The organism is Stenotrophomonas sp. 116085_Sma, from assembly GCF_056479585.1.
Map to the genome: position 1 here is coordinate 2976084 of NZ_CM151057.1, position 18413 is coordinate 2994496.

Annotated in this window: 20 protein-coding genes; 7 read left to right on the forward strand and 13 right to left on the reverse strand. The window is 65.2% G+C overall.

Annotated features, from left to right (window positions below):
• Positions 1-281: 281 nt before the first annotated feature.
• Positions 282-632 carry a DUF2958 domain-containing protein gene (locus ACZK0Z_RS13865; protein ID WP_023121642.1) on the reverse strand — a complete coding sequence of 117 codons (351 nt, stop codon included), beginning with the start codon at positions 630-632 and terminating at the stop codon, positions 282-284.
• Positions 633-932: 300 nt separating this feature from the next.
• Here ACZK0Z_RS13865 and ACZK0Z_RS13870 point away from each other — a divergent pair, with 300 nt between their 5' ends.
• Complete coding sequence (locus ACZK0Z_RS13870; RefSeq protein WP_051644179.1) at positions 933-1181, forward strand: hypothetical protein; 249 nt, start codon at positions 933-935, stop codon at positions 1179-1181.
• 63 nt (positions 1182-1244) lie between these two features.
• Here the strand turns inward: ACZK0Z_RS13870 and ACZK0Z_RS13875 are convergent, their stop codons facing one another.
• The 7 genes from ACZK0Z_RS13875 to radC form a co-directional block, all read right to left on the reverse strand.
• Positions 1245-1559, reverse strand: coding sequence for a DUF736 domain-containing protein (locus ACZK0Z_RS13875; protein ID WP_023121644.1), 315 nt, complete (start codon positions 1557-1559; stop codon positions 1245-1247).
• 843 nt (positions 1560-2402) lie between these two features.
• Positions 2403-2612 (reverse strand): hypothetical protein, encoded by a 210-nt coding sequence (locus ACZK0Z_RS13880; RefSeq protein ID WP_023121645.1) that lies wholly within the window; start codon positions 2610-2612, stop codon positions 2403-2405.
• 62 nt (positions 2613-2674) lie between these two features.
• On the reverse strand, positions 2675-4759 hold the full coding sequence (locus ACZK0Z_RS13885; protein ID WP_023121646.1) for a ParB/RepB/Spo0J family partition protein: 2085 nt from the start codon (positions 4757-4759) through the stop codon (positions 2675-2677).
• Between the two features lie 80 nt (positions 4760-4839).
• On the reverse strand, positions 4840-5670 hold the full coding sequence (locus ACZK0Z_RS13890) for a DUF932 domain-containing protein (RefSeq protein ID WP_134231268.1): 831 nt from the start codon (positions 5668-5670) through the stop codon (positions 4840-4842).
• A gap of 715 nt (positions 5671-6385) precedes the next feature.
• A complete protein-coding gene (locus ACZK0Z_RS13895) occupies positions 6386-6664 on the reverse strand; it encodes a hypothetical protein (protein WP_023121648.1) in 279 nt (92 codons plus the stop codon).
• 65 nt (positions 6665-6729) lie between these two features.
• Positions 6730-7080, reverse strand: coding sequence for a DUF2958 domain-containing protein (locus tag ACZK0Z_RS13900; RefSeq protein ID WP_023121649.1), 351 nt, complete (start codon positions 7078-7080; stop codon positions 6730-6732).
• A gap of 276 nt (positions 7081-7356) precedes the next feature.
• Positions 7357-7866, reverse strand: coding sequence for a RadC family protein (gene radC, locus ACZK0Z_RS13905; RefSeq protein WP_023121650.1), 510 nt, complete (start codon positions 7864-7866; stop codon positions 7357-7359).
• Positions 7867-8245: 379 nt separating this feature from the next.
• On the opposite strand from radC, the gene ACZK0Z_RS13910 reads away from it, so the two are divergent.
• Genes ACZK0Z_RS13910 through chrA form a run of 6 tightly spaced genes read left to right on the forward strand, consistent with a single transcriptional unit; the run spans position 8246 to position 12501 of the window.
• Complete coding sequence (locus tag ACZK0Z_RS13910) at positions 8246-8569, forward strand: ArsR/SmtB family transcription factor (protein WP_023121651.1); 324 nt, start codon at positions 8246-8248, stop codon at positions 8567-8569.
• Between the two features lie 4 nt (positions 8570-8573).
• Complete coding sequence (locus ACZK0Z_RS13915; RefSeq protein ID WP_023121652.1) at positions 8574-9068, forward strand: arsenate reductase ArsC; 495 nt, start codon at positions 8574-8576, stop codon at positions 9066-9068.
• 52 nt (positions 9069-9120) lie between these two features.
• Positions 9121-10152 (forward strand): ACR3 family arsenite efflux transporter, encoded by a 1032-nt coding sequence (arsB, locus tag ACZK0Z_RS13920; RefSeq protein WP_031655583.1) that lies wholly within the window; start codon positions 9121-9123, stop codon positions 10150-10152.
• Positions 10153-10161: 9 nt separating this feature from the next.
• Positions 10162-10584, forward strand: a complete 423-nt coding sequence (gene arsC / locus ACZK0Z_RS13925; protein ID WP_023121654.1) for an arsenate reductase (glutaredoxin) — start codon at positions 10162-10164, stop codon at positions 10582-10584.
• Positions 10577-11299, forward strand: coding sequence for an arsenical resistance protein ArsH (arsH, locus tag ACZK0Z_RS13930; protein WP_031655584.1), 723 nt, complete (start codon positions 10577-10579; stop codon positions 11297-11299). Before arsC ends, arsH begins: the two co-directional genes overlap by 8 nt.
• Positions 11299-12501, forward strand: coding sequence for a chromate efflux transporter (chrA, locus tag ACZK0Z_RS13935; protein WP_023121656.1), 1203 nt, complete (start codon positions 11299-11301; stop codon positions 12499-12501). The genes arsH and chrA overlap by 1 nt, the downstream gene beginning before the upstream one ends.
• 161 nt (positions 12502-12662) lie before the next feature.
• On the opposite strand, the gene ACZK0Z_RS13940 is transcribed toward chrA, so the two are convergent.
• From ACZK0Z_RS13940 to yajC, 5 genes are all read right to left on the reverse strand, one after another.
• Positions 12663-13727 carry a PDDEXK nuclease domain-containing protein gene (locus tag ACZK0Z_RS13940; RefSeq protein ID WP_023121657.1) on the reverse strand — a complete coding sequence of 355 codons (1065 nt, stop codon included), beginning with the start codon at positions 13725-13727 and terminating at the stop codon, positions 12663-12665.
• Positions 13724-14923, reverse strand: coding sequence for a tyrosine-type recombinase/integrase (locus ACZK0Z_RS13945; RefSeq protein ID WP_023121658.1), 1200 nt, complete (start codon positions 14921-14923; stop codon positions 13724-13726). Before ACZK0Z_RS13945 ends, ACZK0Z_RS13940 begins: the two co-directional genes overlap by 4 nt.
• A gap of 227 nt (positions 14924-15150) precedes the next feature.
• Positions 15151-16131 carry a protein translocase subunit SecF gene (gene secF, locus ACZK0Z_RS13950; protein WP_049428521.1) on the reverse strand — a complete coding sequence of 327 codons (981 nt, stop codon included), beginning with the start codon at positions 16129-16131 and terminating at the stop codon, positions 15151-15153.
• Positions 16132-16147: 16 nt separating this feature from the next.
• A complete protein-coding gene (gene secD, locus ACZK0Z_RS13955) occupies positions 16148-18004 on the reverse strand; it encodes a protein translocase subunit SecD (protein ID WP_197620308.1) in 1857 nt (618 codons plus the stop codon).
• A gap of 61 nt (positions 18005-18065) precedes the next feature.
• Positions 18066-18410 (reverse strand): preprotein translocase subunit YajC, encoded by a 345-nt coding sequence (gene yajC, locus ACZK0Z_RS13960; protein WP_006434333.1) that lies wholly within the window; start codon positions 18408-18410, stop codon positions 18066-18068.
• Positions 18411-18413: the final 3 nt, after the last annotated feature.

Genomic DNA, 18413 nt, shown 5'->3' on the forward strand with positions numbered 1-18413 from the left:
GCCACGGAAGAACTACGCGCTACATCGGTATCGTCAGAACGTCATGGGTTAAAAAAGATGGATGGACCTGTCAAGACCGATTGGCTCCGACGCGTTGCGGTAGTCGTCTCAATGGCGGGGCAGCGGCGCCCCAGCCGTGGGACGCCGTATCGTCCAGCCTGCCGCAGCCCGCGCGGGGCATCATGTCTATTTGGATCAGACTGGCGTGGGTATGCCGCAATAATCCCGATTGAGACTTGCCCGGTATGACAAAAGACTGAAAAAGTCACAGTCGGCGGTGGTCAATCTGGAATGGCCCCGTCTCGCTCGGCTAGGCGGGTGTACTCCGACAGCGTGCGCGTGGGCCGGAAATAGAGGTCGCGCAGTACGGGCTGCTGGCGCGGCCCGACGATGCCGGCCAGCTCGGACAGCTTGACGGTGCCCTGCGCGGGCATCCCGATCCCCAGGTCGATAAGGCCCCAAGCGGTGTCGCCATCGGCGGGATCGAGCGCCGCCAGCAGCCAAGTCACATGCGCGTCGGGCGTGAACAGCCGCACCACGGGCACCGGGTCGATGGCCCGGCCAGCGGCACGGGCCTCGCCGTTGGCGAGCAGTTGCGCGCGCTCTGGGTCGGTGGCGAGTGGCTGGGGCATGGTCGGTAATCCCACGAATCCAATGATGCACGGATGCGGTTTCGCGCCAAAGCGCAGAACTGCCGAGCCGGATTTGTGCCTTCGTGCGCAAGCACGGACGCGGTTCCGTGGCTTTGCTGGAACCCGCCGATGCGGATTTCCGTAAAGGCACAAAAACGGATAGCAACACCAAATGAACACTATAGATTGTAGTCCTATAGGGCGCAATGGGCTGTCATCTTGGTTTTTTGAGGGAAACCATAGGTGGCGGCTGGGTATTCATTGGCAAAGGCGTTGAAGACGGTCAGAAAGGCGCGTGGCTTGAGCCAGGAAGCCTTCTCTGACGTGTCCAGCCGCACCTATATGAGTACCCTCGAACGCGATCTGAAAAGCCCGACCTTCTACAAGCTGGCGGAGTTGTGCGAGGTGATGGAGATCCACCCGCTCACGCTGCTGACGCTGGCCTATGCGGGCAACAGCCCGAGCAAGGCCGACGAGCTGCTGGCGCAGGTGCGCCAGGAGCTAGAGGCGGTGTTGAGCGAACGCGACGCGGCGAAGCCGCGTGCGTGATGCGGTGATGTGCTGCGATCAGCAGCACAGCGCCCCGCCGCGATGGGCGGGGCGCTGTGGCGGTCACGCCGCCTGGGGCTTGCTGCGCGACCAGATCAGGTCGTGCGTGCCGTCCTCGCCTTCGATCAGGCGGGCATAGACCGGCGCCGGGAACGAAGGATCGTCAATGCTCACGGACTTGTAATCCCGCCCGGCCTCGCTTTTCTTGTTCCATGCCGCGCCGATGTCGTGACCGGCGGCCTGGAGCCGGAAGTCGGGAGCGTTCTCGCTGCTGCCCTTGTCGTTGGGAACCAGTTTGACCTTGACATTGAGCGTCAGGGTGCGAAGCGTGCCGGTGAAGCCGTCTTTGTCTGCGGTGAAGGTGCCGATGTTGGCCATGATGTTTTCTCCTGTCGGTTGAACAAGGTTCGCGCCCATCGCGTCCTTGTTGTGATCCGGCTGGCGGGAGACGGGCTGGCTGCACCGCTTGCGGTCGAAACGCAGTGGAGAACCGGAAGGCGAAAAGAATTTGCTGCGCGAGGAAGCCGCGCAGCGGCGGGGAAATTGTTTTCGCCGGACGGTTGCAGTCATGAAGCCCGAGGCGCAGCCGCGCCACCGCCAGGATTCACAACGAGACAAGGACGCCTTGGGCCGAACCGCTCCGAAAGGAGATGGGGCCGGCTCGGCATCCCCGCATGAAGGCTGCTCCGGCTCGCCCGCTGACGCGGGCCAGGTCAACCACCCGACGACAGGCGAGAACGCCCCTGCCGCACCTTGCGGTGCCGGTCTTGAGGCGTGGTGTGGAAGCTCCATAGCGATGTCGGGCGGGTTGTCCGTGAACCGTCCTTCGTGACGTGACAGGCAGGAACCGCCAGCGTTGAGGACCGCACGCATTTGCACAACCCGCCGCAGCAAGCGCCAGCGTGTTCGCCGGCACGCCGTCCATCGCGGCGGGGCGCTGGCCGAGCCGATCCGGCGCAGCCGGTTCGGCGGCATCAAGGGGCGCCAAGCATTGCGCGGCGGGGGATAGCCCGCAGGGCTTTCCCCTGGACATAAGCGTAGCGCGCAGGTATGGGCCGGGCGAATGCTCGGCTGCTCTAACGCCGCCGCCTGAGCCACCGCGAAGGCGGCGGCGTTCTGATTCGGCTGTTGGCCTTGAACACCGGGCGCGGCCACCGCCGCGCCCGGATTTTCTTTTCACCGCGCCCAGGGCGGAACGGCCTGGGCGCGGTGCTGTTCGGGTTATTCCTTCGTCTCGATGAGCCACCACACGGCACGCGGCAAGGCGCGGCCCGTGATGGGGTGAATGTCGGTGAGGTCGGCGCGGGCTGACCAGCCCGAGGGCGGACGGTAGCCGCGCACGTCGCCGTCGCCGTGCCAGCGGCGGGCGCGTACCACGCCGGGGGCATAGATCGCCGCCATGCGTGGGCGGCTGGTGGTAGTGCGGGTCATGGGGCGTTTTCCTTCCAGCGAAGCGCCCCGGTCGAGGCCGGGGCGCTTGCTGTCGGCGCGGGTCAAGCGGCCAGCGCCACGGCGGGTTCATCCGCCATTGCCTCGGAATCCTCCGGGGCGTCGTCCTGCTCCTGCGGTTCTGCCTGCGGTTCTGCCTGCGTGGCTGCCTGCGTGCCTTCGGCCTTGAAGATGGCAGGCATCCAGCCTGTGCCGTTCGCCAGCCGCTCGGCTTCGCTGGCAATGTCGGCCTTCTTCAACTTCGCCAGCCGGGAAACCTGCTCTGGCGCGTACTCGCCCACGGCTTGCAGGATGGCGGCCTTGGGAACGTGCTGGAAGTAGCCTTCCGCGCTCGGCTGCCACCATGCTGCCATGTCGAGGCCCACGGCCTGCGCCAGTTCCTCGCCGGGCTGGCGCAGCATGGCGCGAGGCGTCACCACGTCCACCGTGGAAGCCACGCACACGGCCAGCAGCCGCACCAGTTCGTCTTGCGGCTTTGCCAGCAGCGCGGCGAACAGTTCGGCGCTGTCCTGCGGCAAGCCTTCACCGGCCACTTGTTGCAGTTCGCGCAGCGCCACGGCGGCGGGCGATTCCGGCCAGTCCGGGGCCATGCCTTCCAGCCGGTCTTGCATTTTCAGGCTCACGCCCAGCGGCAAGTCGTGGCCGTAGCGGCTTTCCTGCAAGACGGTCTGCACCATGCCATGCACCAGCGCGGCCAGCGCCACTTGCGGATGCCGGGCGACTTCGATTTGCAGCGCGGCGGTGCGGTGGGCGCTCAACCGTTGCGCCAGCCGGTCGGACATGGCGGCGGTCTTTGGCTGCCCGTCGCCGTCGCCGTCTCCGTCCTCGCCTTCGTCGTCGTTCCCGGCATCCTCGCCGCTGAAACCTTGGCGCAGGCGTTCCAGCGTGCGCAGCGCCTTGGCCTCGGCCTCGCGCATCAGCCCGCGATGAATCACGGCCTGCCCGTTGCGGTCGATGGTGACGATGGCACCGGCTGCGGCCTTCGCGGTCGGGCTGTAGTCCTGCAAGCCATCTTCCAGCGCCTGCAACTGCTCGCCCACGGCTTCGCCTTCCTCTTGCAGTGCATCGGCCTTGTCCTCGTCCTCGGCGTCCAGCGCGTCATCCACGGCTGCGGCCAGTTCCTGCATCTTGGATTGCAGCTTCTCGATGCGCTGCGCTTCGCGCTTGGTCGGCTCGCGCCGCTCCCTCGGCGCACGTTGGAAAGCGTGCAGGTCAGCATGGGTCACGCCCGGCGTGGCATCCACCCATGCCCAGCCTTCGGCCTTCACCTGGGCGGCCATGCCCGCCAGCCGGTCTTGCGCCAGCCTGTCCAGCAGCGCGGCATCGGTCAGATACACGCCCGCGTCACCTTCGGCGAACAGATCACGGCGCACGCCACCGCCTGCGGCTTCATAGGTGTCCAGCCCGACGAAGTGCACCAGCGGATGCCGGTAGGCGTCGATTTCCCGCTCGGTGAGGCGGTCGCGCAGCGCGGACGGCTGGCGCTGCCACGTCGGCGCATCGTAGAAGGCGGCTTCCTGCGCGGCGTGGTCGTCGGTGATGGCAAGGGCCATCAACTGGTCAAGGCTTACGGCTTCGGCGCGGTAGTCGGCCAGCAGCCGGGGCGAGACGTTCGCCAGCTTCAAGCGGCGCTGCACCACCAGCGGGGACACGCTGAAATCGGCGGCTATGTCCTCGATGGGTCGGCCTTCGGCCACCAGCGCGGCGAATGCCTCGAACTGGTCTGCGGGGTGCATGGCTTCGCGCTGCACGTTCTCGGTCAGGCTGGCGGTGCGCGCCGTGCCATCGGCCACCAGCAGGCAAGGCACCTCCCATTCCTTGCTGATGCGGTGCTTCTTCGCCAGCAGCTTCAACGCGGCCAGCCTGCGGCCACCGGCCACGACTTCGTAATGTTCGCCATCGGCGGCGGCAATCACGATCAAGTTTTGCAGCAGGCCCACGCGCTGGATGCTCGCGGCCAGTTCGGGGATGGACATGCGCGGGGTCTTGCGCACGTTGCGGCCCGTGGGGCGCAGCACCAGCCGCGACAGCGGAACCAGAATCAGGTTCTTGGTCGGGTCGGCGGCTTCCAGCGGGATAGCGGCGGCGGCATTGACGGCGCGGGCTTCGGTGTAGGTGGTTGCGTTCATGGTGATAACTCCTAACGGTTCAGGGATGCAGCAGCGAAAGAAGCGGCAAGGGCTGCTGCCTGCCCCTGCCGCGTGGGGAATCAGGCTTTCAACTGGCGCAGGCCATCGGCCAGCATCCAGAGGGCGCGATTGAGGCGCACACCGGAATCAATGCCCTGCACGGGGCGGGTCTGCTGGCGGCGTCCGTTGGCGCTGCGGCCATGCAATCCGCCTTTGGTCAGGTTTTCTTGCGTGCGGTTGAACACGCTCCACAAGTCCGGGCGGCGGTCGTCGAACCGGCGCGGCATCAGGATTTGCGATTCGGTGATGGGCGCGGGCTTGTTGTCGGTGGGGTCGTACTTGAGGGCCAGCGCGGCGCGGGCGAATACTTCGGCCTCGCCTTCGTCCAGCGTGATCGCACGCATGGCATCGCGGGAATCCTTCACCCGGTCGAAGCCGCGCAAGACTTCGTAAGCGCCTTCGATGACATGCCCGGAAACGTCGCCCTTGTGGGGTACGCGCACATCGGCCACGGTGTCGCCACACACCAGCCCATTGCTGCACACGAACCGGAACATGCCCGCGAGCATCTGATAGCTGCTCGTGCCATCGTGCGAGTTCAACAACACGATTTCATTGGCCTCCGCGCCGTTGATCTGGCTGGCGTGGCGCAGGCGCAGCATGTGTTTCGTATGCTCGCGCTTGCCTTCATCGCGCACGCGGGTTTGCGTCACCAAGAAGGGCTGGAACCCTTCTTTGCGAAGCTCGGCCAGCACGGCGGCGGTGGGGATATAGGCGTACCGCTGCGAACGGCTTTCATGCGGCGCGTCCGCGAAGATGGACGGCGCTACGCGGTGAATCTGGTCATCGGACAGCGGGTAGTCGCTGCGCAGCGAGGGGGAGCGGGAAGCGAAGCGGGATGCGAGTTGCATTTCATTTCTCCTGACAAAGAAAAAAGGGTTTGCTGTTCACCGCACACCGGATTCCTAGATTCGGAGCCCAGCCTTTCGGCTGTTTGGTGCGGTCGGCGAGAGGAACCCGGTTGGCCCTGTTGCCACCGTCTTCCTGAGTTCATCGCCCGCGACGGTCAGGAGCGCGCGGACGGGGGCCGTCAAGGAAACAAGCGCAGGGGGTGGTGCGGCCCGCAGGCGTAGCCGAGGACACGGCCCTGCGCGCCTTGATGGCACGCGGGAGCGGGCTACAGTCGCGGACAAGGTGATGAAGTCAGGGGAGACGGCTGGACATGGCAACGGCCTTCCCCTTGCGCTGACTGCACGGCAAGCGAAGCGCGCAGGCCCGGATCTGGAAGCCGGGCCGAAGGCGTCAGCCGAGCGGAGCGAGGGAACGATGGAAGCCCGACAGGGGCGAGACGCCGCAGGCGGCTCGATGCGCTACGCGCACGACAGCGCGACCGGCCATGTTTCTTGGCCGGGGACGCCCAGCCTTCAAGGTTCGATGAGCACCAGGCGCACTACGCCCCACGCATCGGGAAGCGGGTTCTGCTGTGGCTGCGGATTTCTGGCCGAGCCGACGCAGCCGGTTCGGCGGTCTTTAGGGGTGCCAAGCATCGCGCGGTGGGGATAGCCCGCAGGGCTTTCCCCTAGAGGCAAGCGAAGCGCGCAGCGCCCCGGAAGGGGCGCGAAGGCATCAGGCCGAGCCATCAGGACGCAGGCTGGATTCCGCAACCGGCATCCACGGCGATGCCGAGTCCAGCAGGTAGCGCGCACCGCGGGCGTACATACCTGAAAGCCCGGTGGGCTGATAGAACCCGGTGACGCGGAGCCGGAACTGTGCGCCGTACTCGTTGGTGAAGATCACCGCGTCGCCGATCTTGAAGCGCAGCGGCTGGCCGTTTTCCGGCGCGAACGGCTTGAGCGCATCGTGCTGCGCGGTGATTTCGATGATGTAGTCGTGATGGCTGCTCATGGCATTGATCTCCTGTGATGGTCGAGAAAGCGCAAGGAGCGCCTTGCGGCGCTCCAGGTGCGAGGTCAGAGAACGATCCGCCCAGCCAGCCGCGCATCGCGCGCATAGCCGCTCAACCGCTTCTCGGCCCGGAAATACAGGTCACGCTCGATCGGCAGGCCCAGCCCGCCGCGCACGGTCGCCAGCTCGTTCAAGCTGACCCAGCCGATTTCCGGCTCGCCCAGGCCCAGGTCGAAAAGACCAAAGGCGTGGTCATGGTTGTCGGGATCAATCTCGGTCAGCAGCCAGGTCGCGCCACCGTCCGGCGTGAACAGCTTGACCACCGGGGCCGGATCGAAGTCCGGGTTCTCCAGCGATGCGCGGCCGTTGGCCTGCAGCACGATGCGCTGCTCGGCAGTGATGAGTGCGTTGTTCATGGTGAACTCCTGAAAGGTTGCCGGGCGGAATTGCCCGACCCTTCCGGGGCACGGCGCAGCGCAAGCAGTCAGGGGTCGCAGACGGCCGCCAGGACGCAAGCGCCATCGCGCGCAGCCCTTGACGGCGAGAACGCCGTGGCACGATGAAGGGGACAGCAAGACCGCCCCATACCTCCATGCAGGCCATGAATTTCCGAAACGCTGTCTCGGAAATCCGAGGCAGCGTTTTCGCCCGGCCCGCGCCGGGCGCAGCAAAAAGGGGCCGAAGCCCCTTGGTCAGATCAAGCCGCATTCGGCAAACGATGTGGTGTCGGTGCCCGCCACGATGACGTGATCCAGCACGCGCACGTCCACCAGCCCCAGCGCCTCCTTGAGCCGCTGGGTCAGCGCCCGGTCGGCACCGCTCGGCTCGGGATTGCCGCTCGGATGGTTGTGCGAAATGATGACCGCCGCCGCATTGAGCCGCAGCGCCTCCTTGACCAGCTCGCGCGGATACACCGATGCGCCGTCGATGGTGCCGCGGAACATTTCGGCGTATTCGATCAGCCGATGTTGCGTGTCCATGAACAGCACCGCGAACACCTCATGCTCGAAGCCGGCCAGCTTGGCGCGCAGGTACTCCTTGACCGCCGCCGGCGACGTGAACGACGTACCGCGTTGCATCTTGCGCTCGATGGCCTGGCGCGCGGCCTCCAGAATCTGCTCGGCAGTCGCCAGCAGGTAGCGGCCCTGTGCGTCACGCACCATCAGCGAGGAATCGAACGAGGAAAAGGACAGTTGCGACATGATCGTGCTCCGGTTGCTCGGGCGGAATTGCCCGGAACCGTGGAGAGCACGGCGCAGCGCAAGCAGTCAGGGGTCGAGGACGGCTGCCAGGCCGCAAGCGTGCAAGCACGCGCAGCCCTTGACGGCGAAAACGCCGTGATACGGTGAAGGGAACAGCAAGACCGCCCACACCCGCCCAATGCACACACTCGCCTTTGTGCAAGCGGAGCGCGCAGGCCCGCCAGGGCCGAAGGCGTCAGGGGTCAAAGCCGGATGGCCGCGATTCGGCACGAAGCGCGGGGCGCAGCCCGCGAACCCGACGGCGGTACGCCGGGACGCCACCAAGCGGTGTTTTCCTTTCTTCTTTCTATTAATTCTATAATTGTTGTATCATCGAATAATGAATGAAGATCAAGCCGTTTCCGCCCTGAGTGCGCTGGCCCACACGCAACGACTGCGTGTATTCCGCGCCCTGGTCGTCGCCGGGCCGGAAGGACGCACGCCCAGCGTCCTCGCCGATCAGCTCGACGTGGCCCGCAATACCTTGTCCTTCCACTTGAAGGAACTGGCCCACGCTGGCCTCGTTTCCATCGAGCAGCAGGGCCGCAACCTGATCTACCGCGCCGAGTACGGTCACATGAACGGCCTGATCGGCTACCTGACCGAGCATTGCTGCCAGGGCGGCGTCTGCGAGGTTTCCGAATCCCCTAACTGCAACTGCTGACGCCATGACCGACACCACCTACAACGCACTGTTCATCTGCACGGGAAATTCGGCCCGTTCCATCCTCGCCGAAGGCTTGCTCAATGAGCTGGGCCAAGGCCGCTTCCGTGCCTGGTCGGCCGGCAGCCACCCGAAAGGCGAAGTGAATCCGCTGGCACTCGCCACGCTGGAACGCCTGCGCCTGCCGACCACGGGCTACCGCAGCAAGAGCTGGGACGAATTCGTGGTTCCCGGTGCGCCGGTGTTCGACTTCATCTTCACCGTCTGCGACAACGCCGCCGGCGAGGCGTGTCCGCTGTGGCCGGGCCAGCCCGTCTCGGCGCATTGGGGCGTGCCCGACCCGGCCGCCGTCGAAGGCACCGAGGAACAACAGCGCAAGGCGTTCATGGACGCGGCCATCACGCTGCGCCGGCGCATAGAACTGTTCCTGTCGCTGCCGCTCCAGCGCCTCGATGCCATGTCCTTGCAGCGTGAGCTGCACGACATTGGACGCAAGTGAGGCAACCATGACCGCCAGTGCATCCGCCAGCCGCGCACCGACTGTTTCCGCCATGAGCGTGTTCGAGCGATACCTGACCGTGTGGGTGCTGCTGTGCATCGTCGCCGGCATCGCGCTCGGCCAGTTCGCGCCCGGCATGTTTCAGGCCATCGGCCGCATAGAAGTCGCCCAAGTCAATCTGCCGGTCGGCGTGCTGATCTGGGTCATGGTGATCCCAATGCTGCTCAAGGTGGATTTCGGTGCGCTCGGCCAGGTCAAACAGCACTGGCGCGGCATCGGTGTGACGTTATTCGTCAACTGGGCAGTCAAGCCGTTCTCAATGGCACTGCTGGCGTGGATCTTCATTCGGCACGTCTTCGCCGAGTGGCTGCCGGCCGACCAACTCGACAGCTACGTGGCCGGCCTGATCCTGCTGGCCGCCGCGCCCTGCACGGCGATGGTGTTCGTCTGGAGCCGGCTGACCGGCGGCGACCCCGTATTCACGCTCTCGCAAGTCGCACTCAACGACACCATCATGGTGTTCGCCTTCGCGCCCATCGTTGGCCTGCTGCTCGGCCTGTCGGCCATCAGCGTACCGTGGGACACGCTACTGATCTCGGTGGCGCTTTACATCGTCATCCCGGTCATCGTCGCGCAGCTCTGGCGGCGGGCGCTGCTGCGCCGGGGCCAGGCCGCATTTGACCGCGCCCTTGAACGCATCGGCCCGCTGTCCATCGCCGCGCTGCTGCTGACGCTGGTGCTGCTGTTCGCCTTCCAGGGCCAAGCCATCCTGCAACAACCACTGATCATTGCCATGCTGGCGGTGCCGATCCTGATCCAGGTGTTCTTCAATTCCGGCTTGGCCTATTGGCTCAACCGCAAGACAGGCGAGCAACACTGCGTCGCCGGCCCGTCGGCCCTGATCGGCGCGAGCAACTTCTTCGAGTTGGCCGTGGCCGCGGCCATCAGCCTGTTCGGTTTCCATTCCGGCGCGGCGCTGGCCACCGTGGTGGGTGTGCTGATCGAGGTGCCGGTGATGCTGCTGGTGGTGCGCGTGGTCAACCGCTCGCGCCGCTGGTACGAGCGCGGCCACGCAACGAACTGAGAGAAACCCATGAGCAACATCACGATCTATCACAACCCGAACTGCGGCACCTCGCGCAATGTGCTGGCCCTGATCCGCAACAGCGGCGAGGAACCCACGGTCATTGAGTACCTGAAGACGCCACCGACGCGGGAAACGCTGGTCAAGCTGCTGGCGGACGTGGGCCTGAGCGCGCGCGAGGTGCTGCGCGAGAAAGGCACGCCCTATGCGGAGTTGGGCTTGGCCAACCCAAAATGGACGGATGATCAGTTGCTCGATGCCATCGGGCAACATCCGATCCTGATGAACCGGCCCATCGTGGTCACGCCGCTGGGCACGAAGCTGTGCCGCCCCTCGGAAACCGTGCTGGACATTCTGCCGAATCCGCAGCGCGGCGCGTTCAACAAGGAAGACGGCGAGGCGGTAGTGGATGCAAAGGGGCAGCGTGTCTGATACCCGTATCGGCCTGCCGAACCTCGATGCCACGCTGTTCCAGCAGCCGGACAAGGAACGGCTCCTGACACCCGAACGCGCCACGCACGCGCCGCGCTTCCTGCTGCTCTACGGCTCGCTGCGCGACCGCTCGTACAGCCGCCTTGCCGCCGAAGAAGCGGCGCGCATCCTGCGTGCGCTCGGCGGCGAAACACGGTTCTTCAACCCGTCGGGCCTGCCGTTGGTGGACGATGCCGGCGACGATCATTCGAAGGTAAAGGAACTGCGCGAACTGGCGCAATGGATGGAAGGCATGGTGTGGTGCTCGCCGGAGCGCCACGGCGCGATGACCGGCCTGATGAAGACGCAGATCGACTGGATTCCGCTGTCCTCCGGAGCGGTGCGCCCGACCCAGGGCAAGACGCTGGCGGTGATGCAGGTATCAGGCGGCTCGCAGTCATTCAATGCGGTCAACCAGATGCGCGTGCTGGGTCGCTGGATGCGGATGCTGACCATCCCGAACCAGTCTTCGGTCGCCAAGGCATATCAGGAGTTCGATGAAACCGGGCGCATGAAGCCCTCGGCCTATTACGACCGCATTGTGGACGTGATGGAAGAACTGATGAAGTTCACGCTGCTCACGCGCGACGCGGCACCGTATCTGGTGGATCGGTACAGCGAGCGCAAGGAAAGCGCCGAAGCGTTGTCCAAGCGCATGAAACAGGAGTCGATTTGATGCCAGAGCCAGCCACCGCAGAGCGCGACAACGCCGGGCGCGTTTTTCTGGTCTTTCTGCGGCTGGGGCTGACCTCCTTCGGCGGGCCAATCGCGCACTTGGGCTACTTCCGCACGGAGTTCGTCGAGCGTCGCCGCTGGCTGGACGATCGCAGCTACGCCGATCTGGTCGCGCTGTGCCAGTTCCTGCCGGGGCCGGCCAGCAGCCAGGTCGGCATGGCGCTTGGCTTGGGCCGTGCTGGTGGGTGGGGCGCACTGGCGGCTTGGGTCGGATTCACGTTGCCCTCAGCGCTCGTACTGATCCTGTTCGCCTACGGCATTTCCGAATACCACCCGCTCGCTGAAGCCGGTTGGGTGCATGGCTTGAAAGTGGTTGCCGTCGCCGTGGTGGCGCAAGCGGTGTGGGGCATGGCGAAAACGCTGTGCCCCGACCGGCCCCGCGCCGCGCTAGCGATCCTGGCCGCGTTGCTGACACTATTGCTGCCGTCGGCCTGGGTGCAAGTCGCGGCCATCGTCATGACGGGCCTGATCGGTCGCTGGTGGCTGCAACTGCCGCCGCTGCCGGCAGCGCATCTGGCCTCGTATGCGGTGTCGCGCCGTACTGGCGCGATAGCGTTGGGCTTGCTGGCCGCGTTGCTGCTCGGTCTGCCGTTGTGGGCGGCGGCCAGCGGCTCGACGATGGCTGCGCTGATCGACGGCTTCTTCCGCGCCGGCGCACTGGTGTTCGGTGGCGGCCATGTCGTGTTGCCGCTGCTGCAAGCAGTCACCGGCTCGACCGGCGCGGTCGGCAATGCCGATTTCCTGGCCGGCTACGGTGCGGCGCAGGCCGTACCGGGGCCGCTGTTCACCTTCGCGGCCTATCTCGGCACTGTGGCCGACTGGCCCTTGCACGGCTGGCTTGGCGGGCTGGTGCTGCTGATCGTGATCTTCGTGCCAGCCTTCCTCGTGCTGATCGGCACGCTACCGTTCTGGCAGCGGTTGCGCCACCGGCCGAGCATCCAGGCTGCAATGGCGGGCATTAACGCAGGGGTGGTCGGCATCCTGCTGTCCGCGCTCTACGACCCCGTATGGACAAGCGCCATCCACGGACGCACCGATTTCGCTCTGGCCTTGGCCGCCTTCGGCCTGCTGGTCTATGGACGCTTGCCGCCGGTGCTGGTGGTTGTGCTGGCCGCCATAGCGGGGCAAATCCTGTCTGCCTGATCCTGCGCAGAATCAGGAGGGCGCTACGTCATGCACCTGGGTGTGCTGGGCATCAGGCGCATGCGGGTAGGCAAACGGGATGAGTGTGATTCGGAGCGAAACGCGGGGTGCAGCCCGCGAACCCGACGGCGGCACGACAGGACGCACAAATGCTGCTTGGCCTACTCCGTGTCCTGCGTGCGCTGTTCGATCTGTAAGCGCGCCCGCTCGGTCGCCTGCTGCAATCGTTCGCCCAACACCGCACGCGGCGGCAAGGTGGTCAGGTACTCGGCGACGTGGATGCCCGACTTGTCCAATTCCAGTAGTTCGATTTGCTCGCGCTTCTTGCCCGTGCAGAGGATGATTCCCAGCGGCGAGGCTTCTTCCGGCTCCCGCTCGTGCTTGTCCAGCCAGCGCAGATAAAGCTCCATCTGCCCCTTGTACGCTGCCTTGAACTCGCCGATCTTCAATTCGACGGCCACCAGCCGCCGCAGCTTGCGGTTGTAAAAAAGCAGGTCAAGGTGAAAATCCTCGTCGTCAATCGGGATGCGCTTCTGCCGGGCAACGAAGGAAAAGCCCGCGCCAAGCTCCAGCAGGAAGGCTTCCATTTCGCGGATGATCGCGGCTTCCAAGTCGCCTTCCTGCCAGCTATCCCGCAGGCCCAAGAAGTCGAGGATGTACGGATCGCGCATGACCAGCGCCGGGGTCATGCGCTGCGCATCGCGCAGGGTCGCCAGTTCCTGCGCGATGGTTGCTTCCGTCTTTTGGGACAGCGCCGTGCGCTCGTACAGCATCGAGTCGATGCGCTCGCGCAACGTCCGCACGCTCCAGCGTTCGGCGCTCGCCATCTGCGCGTAGTAGTCCCGCTGGAGCGGGTCTTTCAGCGGGATCAGGGCGATGAAGTGCGTCCAGCTCAATTGTCGTATCAGTGATACGACAATTCGCTCGTCCGGGTAAGCGACGGCGAACTGCACCATCCGACGCAGATTCTTGACCGAAAAACTGCTGCCGTACTCCTTCACCAGTTGCGCTGCCAAGGTCAGCACGACTTCCTCGCCGTAGTCGGCCCGCCGACCTTCCAAGACCTGCGTATGGATGCGCTGGCCGATGCGCCAGTAGAGCATCGACAGCTCGCTATTCACCGCCGAAGCGGCGCGCTTGCGCGCCGCTTCGATCAATGTCCGAATGTCGCCCAGCAGCGCCGTCGGCGCTGCGGGCGAAGGAACAGATGCTTTGCGCCTGTTCATGCGATGGCCTCCTGGGGCTGCCGCGCGCCCGTGATGGCCTGCCGCCGGCTCGCCACCAGTTCGGCCGCATCACGCACCGGCTTGTCCTCGGTGTGAACGTAGTGCATGAACATTGCCACGGTCTTGTGGCCCGTCAGCTTCATACCTACCTTGGTCGGCACGCCCGAATTGGCAATGTCGGTAGTCGAGCGATGGCGGATGCCGTGCGTACCGACATGCGGAACACCGGCGGCCTTGAGCACGCGGCACCAGCCGCCATAGTGCTCGCCAAAGGTCAGGTGCTTGGTCGGGTCGTTGGGCGACGGCAGGACGTAGGGGCAACCGTCCCGGCGCGGTGCGGTCGAGAACAGCCGATAGGCTTCCGCGCTCATGGGCTTGGAAAGGCCGCCGGTCTTGCTGTCCGGCCACACCACGCGCCGATTCTCCAGGTCGATCCAGCTCCATTCGAGCGTGCAGATTTCGGAGCGACGACCGGCAAACTCGAATTGCAGGCGGATCGCCAGCGGGATGACGTAGTTCTCCAGCCCTTCCGCCTCCAGCTTCTCCAGTTGGCGGAAGATCAGCGCCAGCTCGTCGTCCACGATGAGCCGGGTTTCCTCGCCGGGCGGATACATCGGGACGTGGCGGCACGGGTTCGTGCCGTCCGGGCGGAAGCCCCACACTTCGGCCAGGTTGAACATCTTGCGCAGCACGCCAAAGGCATTGTTCGCCTCGGCCGGCTTGTAGGCCAGCTTCTCCATCAGCCCGGCAATGTCGGGCCGCTTCACGTCCTGCACCTTCTTAGGGCCGATCAGCGGGACGATACAGCGGTCGATGACCGCCTGATAGCCGCGCTGCGTGCTGGGCTTGTTGCGCTTTTTGGAGTAGTCCTCCATGAACTTCTTGCACAACGCTTCGACCGTGGGTGCCTTGCGCGCCTCGGCCTTGGCACCGCCGGGATCGCCGCCCCGGCGAACCTCGGCCAGCCAGTCTTGCGCCATGACGCGGGCCTGCTCCACGGTCAGTTCCCCGAACAGGCCCAGCGAGGGCTTGCGAGGCTGCCCGGAGTTCGTGCGGTACTGGAGCATGAACACCCGGCGGCCCTTCGGGGTAATCTTGCAGAGGAAGCCGGGCACAACGGTATCCCGTAGTTCGATGTCCTTCGCCTGGGGTTGCGCAGACTCTACGGCGGTCTTGGTGAGCTTGATTTTTGCCATGATGACTCCTTGGAACGACCCGGATTCCAAGAGCCAGATAGGAGCGGCGCGAGGGCAAACCGGGTCAGATTTCAGAAAGCACCGGCATATGATGGACGCGCGTAAGCTATTGATAAACCTGCTGTATCGAGCTGCTGCGCAGTCCAGCGAACTACCGGGCTGGAGTCATCGTCAAACAAAAAACCCCGCTTGCGCGGGGTTCTCTGTGTGCTGCGGGCAGCAGGTGATTACGGGCGACGCTCCAGGGCTTCGATGTCCTTTGCCTTGGGCAACAGGTCCTGCTTGCTGACGCGCAGGAAGCCGATCGTCAGCATCGGCACCGCCACCAGGATCGAGGACAGCACCACGATCACTGCACCGATCATGTGCGTCTCGGCCAGGCCTTCCATCGAACTGCCACCGTACAGGTACAGGGCAAGCGCCGACAGGAAGAACATCACCGCGGTGATCACCGTACGCGACAGCGTCTGGTTGATCGAACGGTTCAACACTTCCATCGAGTCCACGCGCAGGCTGCGGAAGTTCTCGCGGACGCGGTCGAAGACCACGATGATGTCGTTGATAGCAAAGCCCATCACCGACAGCAGGCCGGCCAGCACGGTCAGGTCGAACTCACGGCCCAGCAGGGACACGTAAGCCACCGTCACGATCAGGTCGAACATCGCCACGATGCTGGCGGTGACCGCGAACTTCCATTCGAAGCGCACCGCGATGTAGATCAGGAAGCCGGCCAGCATGAAGATGGTGGCGTACAGGCCATTCATCGCCAGGTCCTTGCCGATCTGCGGACCCACGAACTCGTTGCGCAGCACGGTGGCCTGGTTGTCGGCCGACGACAGCGCCTTCACCACAGCGGCAGCAGTGGCCTTGTCCTCGGCGGCGGCGTCACCGGTACCCGGCGCATGCTCACCGTGCGGGGCCAGGCGGATCAGCAGGTCGGTGTTGCCACCGACGCTCTGCACCTGGGCGCCTTCGAAGCCATTCTGCTCGAGCTTGGTGCGGACCTGCTCGACGTCCACCGGCTTGTCGAAGCGGGCTTCGATCAGGGTGCCGCCGGTGAAGTCCAGCGCGTAGTTGAAGCCCTTGATGCCGATGATGGCGATCGAGGCCAGGAACACCACGATGGTGACTGCCATGGCGACATGGCGCCAACGCATGAAGTCGATCTTGGTGTCGTTCGGGAGGATGTGCAGCGGAAACAGTTTCATTGTGCGTGTCGTCCCGTCAGATGGCCACGTTCTGGAGCTTCTTGCGACGGCCGTAGATCAGCGTCGCCAGCGCACGCGACACGGTGATCGCGGTGAACATGGAGGCGAAAATACCGATGATCATGGTCAGCGCGAAGCCCTTCAGCGGACCGGTACCGAATGCGAACAGCGCCACGCCGACGATCAGGCCGGTCAGGTTGGCGTCGAGGATGGTGCCCGAGGCACGCTCGTAACCAGTCACGATCGCGGTCTTGCCCGGCACGCCGGCACGCAGCTCTTCACGGATACGCTCGTTGATCAGCACGTTGGCGTCCACCGACAGGCCCACCGACAACGCCAGGCCGGCGAAGCCCGGCAGGGTCATGGTGGCACCGAACAGCGACATCACCGCCACTACGATCAGCAGGTTGAACAGCATCGCCGCCGAGGTGATCACACCGAACATGCGGTAGTACACGCTGAAGAACACCAGGGTGAACAGGAACGCGAACACCACCGCGCGCATGCCGTTCTTGACGTTCTCGGCGCCCAGGCTCGGGCCGACCACGCGCTCTTCGACGAAGTCCATCGGCGCGGCCAGCGAGCCCGACTTCAGCAGCTTGGCCAGGTCGTCGGCTTCCTTCTTCTGCAGGCCGGTGGTCTGGAAGTTCTTGCCGAACACACCGTTGATGTTGGCCACCGAGATCACTTCCTCGTTGACCTTGAAGCCACGCACTTCCTGGCCGTCAACCATGGTCACGGTCGGCACGCGTTCGGTGTACACCACCGCCATCGGCTTGTTCACGTTGGCGCTGGTGAAATCGAACATGCGTTGGCCGCCGACGTTGTTCAGCGTCACGCTGACCGCCGGGGCACCGCTGGTGGAGTCGGTCACCGCCTGCGCGCCGACCATCTGGTCGCCGGTGACGATCACGCGCTTGTTCAGCAGGATCGGACCGCCGCCGTCACGACGCTGATAGACCTTCGCTTCCGGCGGGATGCGACCGGAGTTGATGGCGTCCTGCGCATTGCCCTCGACCACCGCACGGTATTCAAGGGTGGCGGTGGCGCCGATCATGCGCTTGGCTTCGGCCGTGTCCTGCACGCCGGGCAGCTGCACGACCACGCGGTCGGCACCCTGGCGCTGGATGATCGGCTCGGCCACGCCGAGCTGGTTCACGCGGTTGCGCAGGGTGTTGATGTTCTGCTCGATCGCGCCGTTGGCGATCTGGGTGATCTCGGTTTCCGGCACGGTGACCGTGATGCGGTTGCCGCTGACGTCATAGCCGAGCGTCGGCTGCGCCTTGACCAGGGCCGTACGGGCACGCTGCGCGGCGTCATCACCGGCGGACGGGCTCAGGTTGGCCACGATGCTGTTGTCCGCGCGGCGCTCCACCGACTGGTAGGCGATGCGCGCGTCACGCAGGGTGCTGCGCACGTCTTCGGTATAGGCGTCCAGGCGCTTGTCCAGGGCGGCCTTCTGGTCGACCTGCAGCACGAAGTGCACACCACCCTGCAGGTCCAGGCCCAGCACCATCGGACGACCGCCGAGGTTGGCCAGCCAGTCCGGCACGGTCGAGGCCAGGTTCAGGGCCACGGTGTACTTCTCGCCGACGGTGTCACGCAGGGCGTCGCTGGCGGCGGACTGCGCCTTCAGGTCCGGCAGGCGGACGATCAGGCTTTCCCCTTCCTTCTCGGCACCGAGGGTGTCCACTCCGGCCTTCTTCAGGTCGGCCAGCACACGGTCGCGCAGCGCGTCGTCGACCTGCCCGCCACGGTTGGCGGTGATCTGGACGGCCGGGTCCTTCTGGTAGATGTTGGGCAGCGCGTACAGCGAGCTGAGCGCCAGTACGATCAGGATGACGACGTACTTCCAGCGTGGAAATTCGAGCATTGCTTGGGTCCCGCGCGGCGCCATCCCCGGCGCCGCGGTTGTGCATCGGAAAGGGAGTGGCTTACTGGGCCGACTTCAGGGTACCGGCCGGCAGCACGTTGCCGACAGCGCCCTTCTGCACGCGGATGCGCACGTTGTCAGCCACTTCGATGGTGATGAAGTTGTCGCCGATGTCGGTGACGATGCCGGCGATGCCGCCGTTGGTCAGCACTTCGTCGCCGCGCTTGATCTTCTCCAGCATGGCCTTGTGCTCCTTCTGCCGCTTCATCTGCGGGCGGATCATCAGGAAGTACATGATGGCGATCAGGATGATCGGGAACAGCAGGGTGGTCAGGCCCATGCCCTGCGGTTGGCCGCCGGCGGCCTGGGCGTGGGCGGCGGGAATCAGGAAGGCAAGCAGGTTCATCGT

Coding starts and splice junctions, on each gene's coding strand:
- ACZK0Z_RS13885 (WP_023121646.1), bottom strand. CDS start 4,759: ATGAACGCAACCACCTACACCGAAGCCCGCGCCGTCAATGCCGCCGCC.
- ACZK0Z_RS13945 (WP_023121658.1), bottom strand. CDS start 14,923: ATGGCAAAAATCAAGCTCACCAAGACCGCCGTAGAGTCTGCGCAACCC.
- arsC (WP_023121654.1), top strand. CDS start 10,162: ATGAGCAACATCACGATCTATCACAACCCGAACTGCGGCACCTCGCGC.
- radC (WP_023121650.1), bottom strand. CDS start 7,866: ATGTCGCAACTGTCCTTTTCCTCGTTCGATTCCTCGCTGATGGTGCGT.
- ACZK0Z_RS13895 (WP_023121648.1), bottom strand. CDS start 6,664: ATGAGCAGCCATCACGACTACATCATCGAAATCACCGCGCAGCACGAT.
- yajC (WP_006434333.1), bottom strand. CDS start 18,410: ATGAACCTGCTTGCCTTCCTGATTCCCGCCGCCCACGCCCAGGCCGCC.
- ACZK0Z_RS13900 (WP_023121649.1), bottom strand. CDS start 7,080: ATGAACAACGCACTCATCACTGCCGAGCAGCGCATCGTGCTGCAGGCC.
- ACZK0Z_RS13865 (WP_023121642.1), bottom strand. CDS start 632: ATGCCCCAGCCACTCGCCACCGACCCAGAGCGCGCGCAACTGCTCGCC.
- ACZK0Z_RS13875 (WP_023121644.1), bottom strand. CDS start 1,559: ATGGCCAACATCGGCACCTTCACCGCAGACAAAGACGGCTTCACCGGC.
- secF (WP_049428521.1), bottom strand. CDS start 16,131: ATGAAACTGTTTCCGCTGCACATCCTCCCGAACGACACCAAGATCGAC.
- ACZK0Z_RS13890 (WP_134231268.1), bottom strand. CDS start 5,670: ATGCAACTCGCATCCCGCTTCGCTTCCCGCTCCCCCTCGCTGCGCAGC.
- ACZK0Z_RS13880 (WP_023121645.1), bottom strand. CDS start 2,612: ATGACCCGCACTACCACCAGCCGCCCACGCATGGCGGCGATCTATGCC.
- ACZK0Z_RS13910 (WP_023121651.1), top strand. CDS start 8,246: ATGAATGAAGATCAAGCCGTTTCCGCCCTGAGTGCGCTGGCCCACACG.
- secD (WP_197620308.1), bottom strand. CDS start 18,004: ATGCTCGAATTTCCACGCTGGAAGTACGTCGTCATCCTGATCGTACTG.
- ACZK0Z_RS13915 (WP_023121652.1), top strand. CDS start 8,574: ATGACCGACACCACCTACAACGCACTGTTCATCTGCACGGGAAATTCG.
- chrA (WP_023121656.1), top strand. CDS start 11,299: ATGCCAGAGCCAGCCACCGCAGAGCGCGACAACGCCGGGCGCGTTTTT.
- ACZK0Z_RS13940 (WP_023121657.1), bottom strand. CDS start 13,727: ATGAACAGGCGCAAAGCATCTGTTCCTTCGCCCGCAGCGCCGACGGCG.
- arsB (WP_031655583.1), top strand. CDS start 9,121: ATGAGCGTGTTCGAGCGATACCTGACCGTGTGGGTGCTGCTGTGCATC.